This window comes from Hyalangium gracile, assembly GCF_020103725.1.
Classification (GTDB): domain Bacteria; phylum Myxococcota; class Myxococcia; order Myxococcales; family Myxococcaceae; genus Hyalangium; species Hyalangium gracile.
In genome coordinates this window covers 20034-34261 of sequence record NZ_JAHXBG010000019.1, presented here as the reverse complement: position 1 = coordinate 34261, position 14228 = coordinate 20034, and the positions used below count along the sequence as shown (strand labels likewise).

8 protein-coding genes are annotated in these 14228 nt (G+C 66.3%); 7 read left to right on the top strand and 1 reads right to left on the bottom strand.

Features of this window, described 5'->3' with window-relative positions; translation table 11 throughout:
- Positions 1-58 precede the first annotated feature (58 nt).
- The 7 genes from KY572_RS31960 (at position 59) to KY572_RS31930 (ending at position 13257) form a co-directional block, all read left to right on the top strand.
- On the top strand, positions 59-2197 hold the full coding sequence (locus KY572_RS31960; protein ID WP_224247431.1) for a serine/threonine-protein kinase: 2139 nt from the start codon (positions 59-61) through the stop codon (positions 2195-2197).
- An 87-nt stretch (positions 2198-2284) separates the two neighbouring features.
- The gene (locus KY572_RS31955; protein ID WP_224247430.1) at positions 2285-3799 is read left to right on the top strand and encodes a GspE/PulE family protein; all 1515 of its coding nucleotides are present in this window, start codon (positions 2285-2287) and stop codon (positions 3797-3799) included.
- A 24-nt stretch (positions 3800-3823) separates the two neighbouring features.
- Positions 3824-4585: a PEGA domain-containing protein gene (locus KY572_RS31950; RefSeq protein WP_224247429.1), complete on the top strand. Its 762-nt coding sequence runs from the start codon at positions 3824-3826 to the stop codon at positions 4583-4585.
- 31 nt (positions 4586-4616) lie between these two features.
- Positions 4617-5690, top strand: coding sequence for a metallophosphoesterase family protein (locus tag KY572_RS31945; protein WP_224247428.1), 1074 nt, complete (start codon positions 4617-4619; stop codon positions 5688-5690).
- Positions 5687-7516: a metallophosphoesterase gene (locus KY572_RS31940; protein WP_224247427.1), complete on the top strand. Its 1830-nt coding sequence runs from the start codon at positions 5687-5689 to the stop codon at positions 7514-7516. Before KY572_RS31945 ends, KY572_RS31940 begins: the two co-directional genes overlap by 4 nt.
- Before the next feature lie 3 nt (positions 7517-7519).
- Positions 7520-8473, top strand: coding sequence for an AAA family ATPase (locus KY572_RS31935; protein WP_224247426.1), 954 nt, complete (start codon positions 7520-7522; stop codon positions 8471-8473).
- Positions 8474-9450: 977 nt separating this feature from the next.
- On the top strand, positions 9451-13257 hold the full coding sequence (locus tag KY572_RS31930) for a hypothetical protein (RefSeq protein WP_224247425.1): 3807 nt from the start codon (positions 9451-9453) through the stop codon (positions 13255-13257).
- Here KY572_RS31930 and KY572_RS31925 read toward each other — a convergent pair.
- The gene (locus KY572_RS31925; protein ID WP_224247424.1) at positions 13232-14137 is read right to left on the bottom strand and encodes an alpha/beta fold hydrolase; all 906 of its coding nucleotides are present in this window, start codon (positions 14135-14137) and stop codon (positions 13232-13234) included. The two genes, KY572_RS31930 and KY572_RS31925, sit on opposite strands and share 26 nt — an antisense overlap.
- Between the last annotated feature and the right edge of the window lie 91 nt (positions 14138-14228).

The following is a 14228-nucleotide window of genomic DNA, read 5'->3' as shown; positions in this document are numbered from 1 at the left end:
CGCCTCCCTGGGTCGGATTGTGCTCGGGGAGCCCTCTTCCGATACAGTGGCGTCCGACATGACCCAGCAGTTCGGAAAGTACCTCCTGCTCAAGCGCCTCGCCGTGGGCGGAATGGCGGAGATCTGGCTCGCCAAGCAGCTCGGGCTTCAGGGATTCGAGAAGCTCGTGGTCGTCAAGCGGATCCTCGACCAGCACTCCACCGAGAAGGAGTTCGTCCAGATGTTCCTGGACGAGGCGCGGCTGGCGGCCACGCTCAACCACCCCAACGTGGTGCAGATCTATGACTTGGGGCAGGAGCAGTCCTCTTTCTACATCGCGATGGAGTTCATCGCGGGGCATGACCTTCTGGCCATCCTGCGCAAGGGCAAGCGCGCCCAGGTGGCCCTGCCTCCGGCCATCGCCGCGCGGCTGGTCGCCGGAGCGTGCGAGGGGCTTCACTACGCGCATACCCGCAAGGACAACGCGGGCAACCCGCTGAACATCGTCCACCGGGACGTGTCCCCCTCCAACATCCTCGTCACCTACGAGGGCGGCGTGAAGGTGGTGGACTTCGGCATCGCCAAGGCCGAGTCCCACAGCACCAAGACGGAGGGCGGCAAGCTCAAGGGCAAGTACAGCTACATGTCCCCCGAGCAGATCCGCTCGGTGCCGCTGGATGCCCGCAGCGACGTGTTCGCGCTGGGCATCGTGCTGTACGAGATCCTCGTCGGCCGCCGGCTCTTCAAGCGCGACAACGAGCTGGCCATCATGCAGGACATCCTCGAGGGCGAGGTCCGCCCCGCCTCCGAGCTGCGCCCGGACGTGCCCCCGGCGCTGGACGAGATTCTGGAGAAGGCGCTGCAGAAGGACCGGCGCAAGCGCTACGCCAGCGCCCAGGAGATGCAGCTGGCGCTGGAGAAGTACCTGGCCAGCACGCCCGAGCCGCCCACCAGCGTCCACGTCTCGCGCTTCATGCTGGAGCTGTTCGCCGAGGAGCACGCCGCCTACCAGGCGCTGCTGCGCGAGCTGCCCACGGCCCGGCCCGAGCAGCTCGTCGACATCATCGAGCAGGGCCACCGCACCGGCACCGGCAACTCGCAGGTGTCCGGCTTCACGGACCCGAACGCCCGGCGGGAAGGAGACCCTCAGGGCTCGGATGTGGTGGAGGCGGTGCGCCGTCCCAGCGGCCGCAACAAGAAGGTGATGGCGGGCGTGGGGGCGCTGGCGCTGGTGGCGCTGGTGGGGCTCGGCTTCATGCTCGCCCGGCCCTCGGAGCCGCCGGTCCCCGTGGAGGGGGAGCTGACGGTGGAGAGCGATCCGCCGGGCGCCACGCTGGTGGTGGATGGCCTGGAGTCGAAGGTGAAGACGCCGGGCACGCTGCGGATGCTGGCGCTCGAGCAGGACATCCGCGTGCGCGTCCAGAAGGAGGGCCGCGAGGCCCGCGAGGTGACGGTCAAGCTCACCCGGCAGGCGGCGAGCAAGACCGTCTCCGTGCTGCTGCCGCCCGAGCAGGCCCGGCCCGGGACGATCTCGCTCGTCACCGAGCCGCCGGGGGCCGCGGTGGTGCTCGATGGGAAGCTCCAGGAGGGCACCACGCCGCTGACGCTGCCGGAGGTGGCCTCCGGGGTGGAGCACCTCATCCGCGTGAGCCTCGCGGGCCACCTGGACGAGGCGGCCACGGTGAAGGTGGAGCCCGGGGTGACCGTCCCGGTGAAGCTCGCGCTCAAGGCCGTGCCGGCGCCAGCGCTCGAGCCGACGCCGGAGGTGGCCTCGGATCCGCGCGCGAAGAAGGGCAGGAAGGACGGCGTGACGGGCGAGGTGGAGATCTCCAGCACTCCGCCCGCGGATGTCTTCTACGGAGGCAAGAAGCTGGGGCGCACGCCGACCACGGTGAAGCTGCCGGCGGGCAAGGTGGCGCTCACCTTCGTCAACGCCGAGCTGGACCTGCGCCAGACGACCTCGGTGAACGTGGATGCCAAGGGGAAGACCCGCAGCGCCATCGAGTTCCGCAAGGGGAAGATCGCCGCGGACGCCAGGCCCTGGGCGGACGTGTACATCGGCGAGCGGAAGCTGGGCACCACGCCGCTGGCGCCCCGCGAGGTGTACGAGGGCAGCTACACGCTGCGGCTGGTGAACAGCGAGCTGGGCGCCATCAAGGCGGTGAAGGTGGTGGTGGAGCCAGGTAGGACCACCGTCGTGCGAGAGCAGCTCGAATAGGGCGGCGACGTCTGCCTGACTGGTCGTCCCCGAGTGGAACGGCAGTCACCTGGGTGGTAGGGTCTGCTCCATCCCATGACTGCGCTGATGAGCAAGGCGACCCGCGGCTTGTGGACCCTCGCTGGAGTGGTCCTCGTGGTGGGCGTCGGTTCCTTCATCTACCGGCACTCCACCCAGGGGGTGGAGGGCGCGCTGAAGGCGGTGGTTCCCTACCTGCAGACGGCGGCCTCGCCCCTGGTGCTGCTCAGCGCCGGTCTGGCGCTGGTGCTGGGCGTGGGGTCCAGCCTCGTCACCTCGATCGCGCGCCGCGCGCCGCCGCCGCTGGCCAAGCGCCCCGTGCTCTCGCCGCTGGAGGTGGTCAACGAGGACGTGGCCATCGTCGTGCGCGAGATGCTGGTGGAGCTGGGCCAGTACCTGCGCACCGTCGCCAACACGCCGGATCCGGACATCATCGTCTTCATGGAGACGCTGATGGATGGGGCCATCCGGCTGGGCGCCAGCGACGTGCACATCCACCCGCTGGAGTCGGGCACGCGCATCGCGTTCCGCGTCCACGGCGTGCTGGAGGAGGTGCTCACCTTCCCGCGCGAGCACCACCCGCGCCTCATCAACCGCATCAAGGTGCTGTCCAAGCTGACGCTCTACAAGCTGGACAAGCCGCAGGACGGACACTTCCCCCTCTCGACGCCGGAGGGGCCCGCGGACATCCGCGTCTCGGTGCTGCCCACCAACCACGGCGAGGCCGTGGCGCTGCGTATCGCTCGCACGGGCGTGCAGCTGCCGCAGCTCAGCGCGCTCGGCTTCCCCAGCGCGCTGCATGAGAAGTACCAGCAGATCCTCCAGCTGCCCCAGGGCGTCATCTTCGTGGCCGGCGCCACGGGCAGCGGCAAGACGACATCGCTGTACGCCTCGCTGGGCTACATCAAGGAGTCGCGCGGCGCGCTCACGCGCATCGCCACCATCGAGGATCCGGTCGAGTTCGACGTGCCGCTGTTCGCGCAGACGCAGGTCAACGCCGAGCAGGGCTTCACCTTCGCCCAGGGCCTGCGCTCGGTGCTGCGGCAGGACCCGAACGTCATCATGGTGGGCGAGATTCGCGATCCGGAGACGGGGCGCACGGCCATCCAGGCGGGCCTGAGCGGCCACCTCATCCTCACCACCATCCACGCGAACTCGGCGTCGGGCGTGTTCAACCGGCTCATCGAGATGGGAGTGGAGCCCTTCCTGCTGGCGTCCGCCACGGTGGCCACCATCTCGCAGCGCCTGGTGCGCGCGCTGTGTCCGCACTGCCGGACGCCGTCGCCCATCAGCCCGGAGGAGGCGGTCCGGCTGGACGCGGCGGGCCTGGCCACGGGGAACTTCTACTCACCGGTGGGCTGCCAGCGCTGCGGTGGCAGCGGGTACCTGGGGCGCACCGCCATCTACGAGATGCTGGTCGTCAGCCCGGCCATCCGGGATGGCATCAACGCCAAGATGCCCACGCCGCAGCTGCAGGAGATCGCGCGGAAGGAAGGCATGGTGACGCTGTTGGAGGCGGGCGTGGAGCGCGCGAGGGCCGGGGCGACGACGCTGCGCGAAGTGTTCCGGGTGGTCGGTGGCTGAGCCTGAGGGGCGGGGAGGAGAAACGTGAGCAACCCACAGCAACCCAAGCCGAGCTGGCCTCCTCCCGAAGAGGGTGGGCACCAGCCGGATGAGATGAAGGACGCCCTCATGGGGCGCTCCCAGGAGGTCGAGCACGTCCAGTCTCGATTCTCCAACCTCCAGGGCCCGGGGCAGGGCGGAGCGCAGCCGGGGCAGGGCGGAGCCCAGCCTGGGGCGGGCACGGCGACTCGGACGGGCTCGTCCGGGACGGTGTCGGTGCACCAGGCGCCGCCGCAGGAGAAGGTGGGGACGTTCCTGCCTTCGACGGAGGGCGGGCCGTGGAAGGTGGCCGCGGCGCTGAAGCTGGGCGCGGCAGGGTTCGGGCTGATGGCGGCGGTGCTGTTCGTGCTGCCGGAGCTCAATGGTTCGTTCCAGTTGCCGGACGCGCCGGATACGTCGGGCATCCTTCCGACGACGTACAGGACGATCGCGCCGACGCTGGAGACGCCGGCGCCATCGAAGGACCCGGCGGAGGTAATCACCGAGCAGAGCACCTCCTTCGACGGGGCGGCCATCCTGGTGGTGGAGTCCGAGCCCGCGAACGTGTCGGTGCGGGTGGATGGCAACGACCAGGGGAACACGCCCGTGTCGCTGACGCTGGACTGCCTGCCGGGCAAGCCCATCAAGGTCGAGGTGACGCGCAAGGGCTACGAGCGCGCGCAGAAGATCACGTTCTGCCGTACGAACACGATGGTCAAGCTGTACGCGCGGCTGAAGAAGATCGAGAAGAAGCCCGGCGCGAAGTGAGCTACGTCGGGCGGTTCAACCGAGGCGACGTATGGCTACTCTTCGCATCCTCCACCTGACCGACTTCCATCAGGGGCAGGGCGGGCAGCAGATCCTCTGGCCCCAGGTGAGGGCCGAGTTCGAGAAGGACCTCAAGGAGCTCCACGCGCGGACGGGACCGTGGGACCTGGTGCTGTTCACCGGGGACCTGACCCAGCGCGGCACGGAGGCGGAGTTTCAGGCGCTGGAGCAGACGCTGACGAAGCTCTGGGAGCGGTTCGCGGAGCTGGGCTCCAACCCCGAGCTGTTGTTCGTGCCGGGCAATCACGATCTGCAGCGCCCGAAGTCGACCTCGGCGGTCGTGAAGGCGCTGACCCTCTGGCAGAAGGACGAGGAGATCCAGCAGGCCTTCTGGAGCGAGCCGAAGGGTGAGTACCGGAAGACGGTGGCTCGAGCGTTCGAACCGTTCACGGAGTGGGCCCAGGCTCGGTTCGCCAAGGGGACGCTCGCGGTCAAACAGGGGCTGCTGCCTGGGGACTTCTCGGCCACGGTGAACCGGAATGGGGTGAGCCTCGGGGTGGTAGGGCTGAACTCCTCGTTCCTCCAGCTGAGCGGTCGGAACTTCGACGGCGAGCTGCACGTGGATGTCCGGCAGCTCAACGCTGTCTGCGATGGGGATCCACCGCAGTGGCTGGGGCGTCACCAGGTGTCGCTGCTGCTGACGCATCACCCCGAGTCATGGCTCAGCCCGGCGTCCAGGAAGGAGTTCCGCGAGTTCATCGACCGGCCTGGAAGCTTCATGGCTCACCTGCACGGGCACATGCATGAATCCACGGCGGTCTTCTCCCGTGAGGGAGGGGCCCAGCCCCGGCGCAAGCTGTGTGGCGCCTCGCTCTTCGGGTTGGAGGAGTGGATGAGCCCGCAGGGCAAGCAGGTCCAGCGCCTCCACGGCTACAGCGTCATCCGGATCGACGTGGACGGCACGAAGGGCAAGCTCACCGTCTGGCCTCGGAGCCTCGAACTCAATGTGAATGCGGGCCATCGGCGCATGGTGCCGGATACGAGCCGGTACGATCTCGAAACCGACGGGTCCTTCTCCGAGGCGTTCGAGGTGGGAGCTCCTTGACCACCTTCGGCCTGCTCCACCTGTCGGACCTGCACCTGGGGAATCTGGAGCGTGAGCCGTACGCTGCGCAGGAGCAAGCGCTCTTCCTGCAGGATCTTGAGAAGGCTCACGAACTTGCAGGCCCGTTCGATCTGGTTGTCATCAGCGGGGATCTCACCGACTCCGGTACGCCCGAGCAGTTCCAGCGGGTCGAGGGCTTCGTGCAGAAGCTTTGGAACCGTCTCAAGGAACTGGGCTCTCATGACCCGAAATTGCTGACGGTCCCCGGCAACCACGACGTCCAGCTTCCCAGCGAAGAGGACTCGGACATGGTGCTCCTGGAGATGTGGCCGAAGTCTCCCAAGATCTCGGACCTCTTCTGGCGCCAAGCTGCGAGTCCCATCCGGAAGAAGGTCACGGAGGCATTCGGTTCCTACCAGTCATGGCTCACGAACAGCGAGCAGTCTCGAAAGTTGTCATGCACCGAGGGATTGTTACCGGGCGACTGCTCGGCACACCTGGAGAAGGACGGGGTGCGGTTGGGGCTGGTAGGGCTCAACTCCAGCTTCCTCCATCTCTGGGAGGAGCAGCCCTTCGAGATGGAGGTGGACCTCCGGCAGCTCAATGCGGTGTGCAATCCCGACCTGCCGGCCTGGCTCAAGAAGCAGGACCTCACGCTGCTGATCACCCACCATTCGCAGTCGAGCTTGAGCGAGCGCGCACAGCGCGTCTACAAGGAGTCCATCTACCCACCTGACCGCTTCGTGTTGCACCTGTTCGGGAGTTCGAGCGAGGGACCGCAGTCGGTGAGGGAGGGAGGGGCCGGAAGTCGTTGTTATCTGCCAGGCCTGTCACTTTTTGGCCGAGAGAACCTCATGGATTTCGGGTACCGAGTCGCCCGTCTCAAGGTGGGCTCCGACAAGGTTACCTTCCAGGTCCACACACGGATAGCGCAGAGGAACCAGAACGCTGGCTATACACGCTTCGTGGCCGAGCCCGAGGTGTGGAACGACTCTATGCCGCGCACTTCTCGGAATGCGGCACCGGTCCTCCCAATCGCGCCGGAGTCCATCCTCGACAAGGTGATGAAGATCCTGGAGCGCATCGACAAGCCGGAGCTTCTTTGCCAGGCGCTCCAGACGCTGGGGCAGGCACCTCCCGCTCAGCTGGAGGCGGTGCGCCGTGCGCTCGCCGAAAAGCTGCTCCAGCCCCAGGAGGTCTCGCTCGCCAGTCTCAAGGAGGCGTTCCGGGCGTTGGCCCCGTTGCTGCCCTTGCTCAGCGACAAGGCGCTCGAGCTGCTGGGTCTGGTCACTCCGTTTCGATGGGTTCCGGCTCAGGCGGGGCAGATGCTCTCGGAGGTGACCCAGCGCGCCCCAGAGCAGCGGGCCGTGGGGCTCAACGCCGTGCACCTGGACTTCACCGGGCGCATGTATGCGCGCAGGGCGAACCCCAGTAATGCTCCACACTGGGATCTCATCCCGCTTTCGAAACTCTATGAGGGGTCCTTCGAGGAAATTCAGCGCCAGATCTACCAATGCCTGAAGGTTCTCCTCGAAGTCGAGACCGATGCGGACGTCGATGGAGTGCTGGTGGAACTGGAGGAGACCTTCAAGACGGCGGTCGTGGTGTTGATCTCGACTCCCGTGCTGTCCCGCGAGATCCTCCAGCGCCTCCAGAAACACTTCCGCACCCTCACGTTTCTGCTCTTCACCGGCACGGGAGATCCGCCCGCGCCCGTGGATGTGCTCCTGCCCCGGCTGGATCCGAAGCAGGAACAAGAGGCGCACAAGCTCCACAAGACTGCTGAGGGGTTGATTGGCAGGCAGCAGGCATCTTTCAGAGGCTGAGCCATGACTGTGTCGAACTACAAGAAGCTCTTCGACCCCATGAATCCGGTCGTGCCCATGGTCCCAGCGAGAGAGGGGCGCGGGCGCCTCGGAGATCGTCGCGACGGCGAGGTCTACGAGTTCACCGAGCAGATCGTGCTCGCAGTGAACGTGGCGATGGCGACCGGTCGCCCGCTGCTGCTGCGCGGCGCTCCAGGCTCGGGAAAGTCGTCACTGGCGCCCTGGGTCGCCCGGGTGATGGGATGGCGCTACTACGAGGATGTCGTCTCCTCCCGTACGCAGGCGCGGGATCTGCTCTGGGTCTTCGATGCCGTGAAGCGGCTGAGTGACGCCCAGGCGGGAGATGCAAAGGAGGAGTTCCACTACGTGAAGCCCGGCGTCCTGTGGTGGGCGTTCAACCGCGAGAGCGCGGCCCGGCGCGGTACTCCTCCGGACGTCAATGTGGCCGAGGCCCAAGAGCCCAACGCGGTGGTCAATCAGAAGCGCCACGCGGAGCGCGCCGTGGTGTTGATCGACGAGATCGACAAGGCGGATCCGGATGTGCCCAATGACCTGTTGGTACCGCTGGGCTCGCTCCAGTTCACCGTGGGCGAGCGGCCTCCGATCCTCGCGGCCCAGGCACCTTTCGTAGTCCTGACGTCCAATGACGAGCGTGAGCTTCCGGCGGCCTTCCTCCGGCGCTGTGTGGTGCTGGAACTGCCCATGCCTGACAAGGAGCGGCTGCGGCGCATCGCGGTGGCGCACTTCGGGGACGGCGAGAAGGACATGGCGCTCTATGAGCGCGTCGCCGATAAGGTGGGGGCTCTCGCCAAGGAGGCCGTGGGCAAGGGGCGACGCCCCCCCAGCACTCCCGAGTTCCTGGACACAGTGACGGCCTTTCGCCGGCTCCAGAGCGACGACTCGGTGAGCGAGGAGTTGCTGGAGCAGCTGTTCCAGGTCACCCTGCTGAAGTCCTAGTCCGTGAGCGGAGCCATGCGCATGAACGCCATCGGCCTGGGGGATCTCGTCCACGCGACACGCACTCTGGCAACGTCGGATCCGGACGTGTTGCGTGAGGTGGCCGCTCTGCTCGGCTTCGAGTGGCCCCAAGTGTCGGAGCCGCCCGTTGCTCCCGAGCCGCCCCTGGCCGAGCCCGTGCTCTTGAGCGAGGGGTCCGTCCCAGAGGCGGTGCCCGAGGACAAGACTCCTCTGGACGTGCCTCTTCCGCAAATGGAGCCACGGTTCGATTCCGTGACGACGCTCGAACCCTTGGGGGATGCACCGCTCCGCACACCGGTGTGGCTCAAGGGCGTGGAACCGATGGCGCCTCCTTCCCCCTCCATCGGAGACCTGCCGCTGGAGCCGCTGTTCGCGCCGGCGACAAGCCGTCATCTGCTCACTGCGGCTCTGAGGACCTCCAGTGGAGAAGGACCTCCCGATGTCGAAGTGCTGATCCAGGTGCTCGCTCGGGGGGAGTCGGCGCCGCGCTTCCCCCTCCAGGAGCAGCCCACCTTGAGCCGAGGCGTGCACGTGCTGCTGGACAAGGGAGAGGGCATGCAGCCCTTCGCAAGGGATCAGCGGGAGCTGGTCGCCCAGCTGCGTCGGGTGATCGGCTCGGAAGGGGTGGCGAGCACGCCCTTCGTTGGTCTGCCGGGACGACGGCCTCTCAGGGGGAGAGCGTTCGTTCTTCCTCCCCCGGGTACGCCGCTGCTGCTGCTGACGGATCTGGGCTTGGGAGGACCCTCATACTCGACGACCAGTGCGAGTCTGGAGGAATGGCTGGCGCTCGCGCGGAAATGGAGCGTGGCCGGCTATCCGCTTGTGGCCTTCGTGCCCTATCCCCGCTCGTGGTGGCCGCGTGAGCTCACTCGGCTCGTTCGTATCGTGCAGTGGGATCGCTGCACCACGGTGGGGAGGGTCCTCTCGACTTCCGGGCGCACGAGGCGGAGGTTCCGGTGATCGAGGAGGACCTTGCGCCGTCACCTGAGGGGATGCTCAGGAGCTTCGAGCTGAGAGCGCCTGGCGCGGTGAAGCTTGCGCGCTGCCTGTCACTGGCCTCACGCATCGAGCCGGAACTGCTCCGCTGGATGCGGCTCCAGGCGCTGCCGGACGTGGATGCGGCCGCGGAGGCAGCCCTCTGGTTCAGCCCGCTCGTCCAGGTGCGCAGCATGGCGGGGCTCGTGCTCGTTCCCGAGTTGGCGCGGGTGCTCCGGGCCGAGCTGTTCCAGCAAGGGTCACTGCTCGCCCGGGCCTGGAGCGAGCTGCAGCGGTTCCATCAATCGGCGCCGAGGGCCGTCCAGCTCGAGGAGCGGCTCCTCTACCTGTCTCTGCCTCCGCCGTCGGCGGAGGTCGACGAGGAGATCCAGCGGCTGCTGGCGGAGGTCAGCCAGACGCTGTCAACGCCAGGACGCGAGGGGGTCGCTGCCTGGGCGCTGCAGCTGCTGGCTCAGCTGCCACCTCGCATCATCGCGACCGATGCCGCGCGGCGCGTCTCCGCTCAGTCGCACCTCATTGTCTCCGGGAGGCTGGAGCTGGCCCTCGAGCCCAGGGGAGGGCTTCCAGAGTGGCTGCCGGGCCTGCTGCCCAAGCAGCTTCCGCACATTCCGGTGTACCTCCGATTGGACGAGCGGACCCTCTCCGTGCACGGCGGCGAGCTGCCAGGGGCCGTACGCCTGGATGTGCCGGGGACGAACCCGCTACTACTGGAAGTGGAGGCCGAGGGAACCCGACACCTGCTCTCGTTCGAGCCCGGTGAGTCCCGGGCTCTGCCCATCACCCAGGAGTCGGTGGAACTCCGGACGGTGACGGGAAAGCGCTTCCGTCTCGGGCGGCGCGCGCTGGAGGAGCCTGGGGATCAGGCGAACCGGCTTATCGAAGAGCAGCGCGAAGAGCTGAAGGCTTATCTCGCCAGTTGGGCGCTCAGCTCCGGGGGAAACCCGGACTGGGCCACGATGGAGAAGGCCCTCCAGGGACTGCGTCGCTTTGGACTTCGCAATGTCGTCGGCGCTGCGGTGGCGGCAGTCGAAGCTATCTGGAGACTCATCTCGCCTCGGGATGATGGCGAGGCGCCAGATGTCACGCGAGCCATCGAAGAGAGCCTGGGAGCCGCGAGGAGAATCCTGAACCAGCGAGTAGGTGAAGCGGCTCCATATGGCCCAGGTTTCATCGAGGATATGCACCGTATGGAGGAGCGGAGCCAGAACGGCGAGCTGTGGTTGAAGACTCGCTGTGCAGCGGGCTCCATCGAAGCTGCGCTCGCTGCATCCGCACTCTTCGGGAATGACTGGCCGATGGAGGAGGAAGCTACGGATAGAGCTGCGCAGGCGATCATGGAGACCATCAGTGCGATGCTGGTGCTCGGCGAGCACCTCACCCCTTCAAAGGTGATCCACGAGGCCATTGTGGCCGAGCTCCTTCGCGAGCCACCCCAGGTTCCTGGCACCTGGTCTCCGAGTGGTCTCTGGGTCCAGGTCCTGGGGACAGCCCGCTCCGAGCTTCGAGATGTGGAGATGTGGACCGCCTACAGCCTGGGGCGGGCACTGGCCTTGCATGGGCACCGGCTCGTTACGGATGGGTCTCGGGGTACTGCCTACGTGGTCGCCCGAGCCTATGCGGCGCAGCTTACCTTCCTGGGTGTTCCTCTTGAGGACAACTTGGCCCACATCAGGCGCGAGGGAGAGCGTGGCGGCTTTCCCCACGGCCATATTTATAGAACATCGCTTCCTGACAACGTGTCCCAGCGCATCAGCGCCAGCATCATCATGGGGGATGCACGGCTCGACACGTCGCGCATCGAGCAGGAGCGACATGCGGGCGTGAGGCAGATCCCACTGGCATGGGCGGGGGGAGCGGCGGCGCAGCTCCTGCCCCGGTTGCCGGAGGTGCTGACTACGAGGCAGGCCCGGTTCCTGGATTCCACGGTTCGTAGCCAGAACGATGCAATGCAGATGGCCGAGCGCGCGGTGATGCTCGCGTCCATACCGCCGCGCAGCAAGCGTCCCACCAACGAGGCAGCTTTCGCCAAAGCCATGTTGGAGCTGATGCTCTCGGTAGTGCTCCCTGGCGGGCATACGCTGTCCTTGGGGGACTACCTCCGAGAACTCCACGAGGCAGCGGAGGCCCCGGATCATGTGTGGAAACAGGACGTTGCAGGGGCCTTGAGGACCCTTCAGGCCGCGATGCCTCAACAAGCGCAGTGGCTTGCCTATGACTTCGTTCGGCTTTGTGGTCTCCAGCGTGACGAAGATGGGGTTGTGCGTGTCGTGGAGCTTCTCCGTCCCCTGGTAGTGGCCTATGCCTTGAGTCCGGCTCTGGGGGCCTTGGGCCGGGAACTCGGGAACGTTGATCTCTGGGCCCCCCGAGAAGTGGAGTTGCTCCTCGCGCGAGCAGCACATGCGTTACTCGGAGCAACTGAAGAGTTTGAGCGCTGGTTGGTCGCCAAGATCGGTATCACCAACGCGGAGCTGGAGTTCCGGTTCGTAGTGGCGTCTGTGCGGGAGACGGCGGTCGTCTACCTCCGTTCGCAATCTCCTAGTGCCTCGGACTTCGTTGCCCAGGATTTGAGGGAGAATCTGAGGCCCGCGCTCCCCATCGCCCGGCCTGACTTTGTCCATCGCTTGGTGGTATCGCAGGACCACGTAGCGATGCGTGTAGTGGCCTATGTCCTGTTCCAGCTTCAACCCGGATTGGCCACATCGAAGGCGGTGATTGACGCGTTGATGGTGGAACAGGCCGAGGCGGAGCGATTCGAGACACGGCCGCTCTTGCTGTTGTTGGTAGCGCTGAGTCAACCGCTGTCGCATTGGAGAGATGACGAACGTCGGGCCGTGGCAGAAGCACTATCCAGGTTGCTTGCCTTTTTCGATGCCAACCCGCGAATCGAGCGCGCGGACGGGCAGGGAGGGTGCAAGGAGCGTCTGAACTACCTGCTATTCGAACCGTTTCGGACCGCATACGAGGAGATGCAAGCACTCGGGCGGTACGCTCGGAAGTATGAGGAGCTGAGAGAGACACAGCAGTCTAGTCCAAAGAGGACGCAGGCCTTGGACCTCCTCGTCTTCGAGCTTGGTACTCTAGTGAGGCGAACCCGCTTCGTGCCTGCGGAGATCAAGGCGCGGTTCGCCCTGGGAACTCCAGGAGATCGGCTCGTCGCTCTGGCCATACTGCAGTTCCAGCCCGAGCCCGAATGCTTCTACATCGTGCTCGAAGGGATCCTAGGGAAACTCTCTTCCTTTGAGCAGTGGGCTGCGCTGAACGCAGCCAAGAGTGTGTTGCCGTTGATCGACCTCCAGCAGCGTCGGCAGCTCGCGCGCGCATTGTGGGAACAACGCAGCGGCAAGCCTGGCGCATCCATTACTAGGAAGGATGCGGGTCGCTGGAATCTAAGCAGCAGGTTGCTTGAGCAACTCCGCCAGCTAGAGCCCTCCGTTTCGACGAACGAGGAGTTCTGGAAGCCGTTCCACACGCGGCTGCTCGAACTCCACTCCCCAGACCTGGATGATGTCCCGAGGCTGTTGGAGGCTGCGAAGCTGATGGAGGACCTGATTTTGGAAGCAGGTCGACAGGTGGGAGTCGCAGGTCCGCTTCCGCTCGTTGAGCGGATCCTCGTCGACAATGGACAGCTCTCGGCGGAGGAGCATGAGGCGTTCCAGAAGTTCTGGGACTTCCGGAGTGAGATTGTCCACTCGACAGTACGGAGGCATGACCCGCGATTTCAGCAGATGCTGGACTGGGTCCTCACGCTGGTCGACGCCCTGGATTGAGGCGAATTCTGGCACGCTCGACGAAGTCCAGCAGGGCCTTCAGCACGGCCTGTGGGTCCTCCACCATCGGGTAGTGCCCGAGCCCCTCCAGCGAGACGATGTCCGGATGGGGGACGAGTTCGCGGTAGCGCGCCGCCATGTGCGCGCCCGAGACCGGGTCCGCCGCTCCGTTCACCATTCGCAGCGGAACGCGGGTGCGCTGGAGCGCGCCGGTCCAGCGCTTCTGGTGGCGGCGCCGATCCGCCATGAAGCTGATGAGCCGGTGGGAGATGCGCGAACCATCGTTGTACGTGATGGCCTCCCAGAACTCGGCCAGCGCCTGCTTCGAGGGCCGGGTTTTCTCGCCGAAGATGGCGTTGAAGCTTCGCTCGAAGGAGCGCTGATTGACGAGCCTCGCGACGAGCGGCCCCACCGGGCCCGCCAGCAGCCGCTGGATCAACCGGGGCTGATACACCTCTGGGAAGAGGCCGCCATTGAGGAAGCACGAGGAGCGCAGCTCCAGCCCCTGCCGCCCTGCCTGTTCGTGCTCCAGCTGCCGCGCGAGCAGCTCCTGGACGACGGACACGCCGAAGTCATGAGAGAGCACGTGCACGCGCGTGACTCCAAGGGACTCCAGCAGCCGCTCGGTGAGCGTGGCCTGTTCTAGGATGGAGTACACGTGCTTCGACGGCTTGTCCGAGAACCCATAGCCGAGCAGGTCAGGGGCAATCACGCGGAAGCGTGGCGTCAGCTCGGGCCACAGGCGGGACCAGTCCCACGAGGAGGTGGGAAAGCCATGCAGGCACAGCAGCACGTCCCCCGCGCCCTCGTCGCGGTAGAAGATGCGGTGCCCCTCGAAGAGGAAGGTCTTTCCCGCCTGCTTCCAGTCGTTGAGGTTCATGGGCGCTCAGGGGAGTGTGGCCATCTTGCCCCATCCGAGAGCACCCCGCCGGCGTTCCGGCCGAACTGGTCTGCTTGTCGGACCAGTTGGC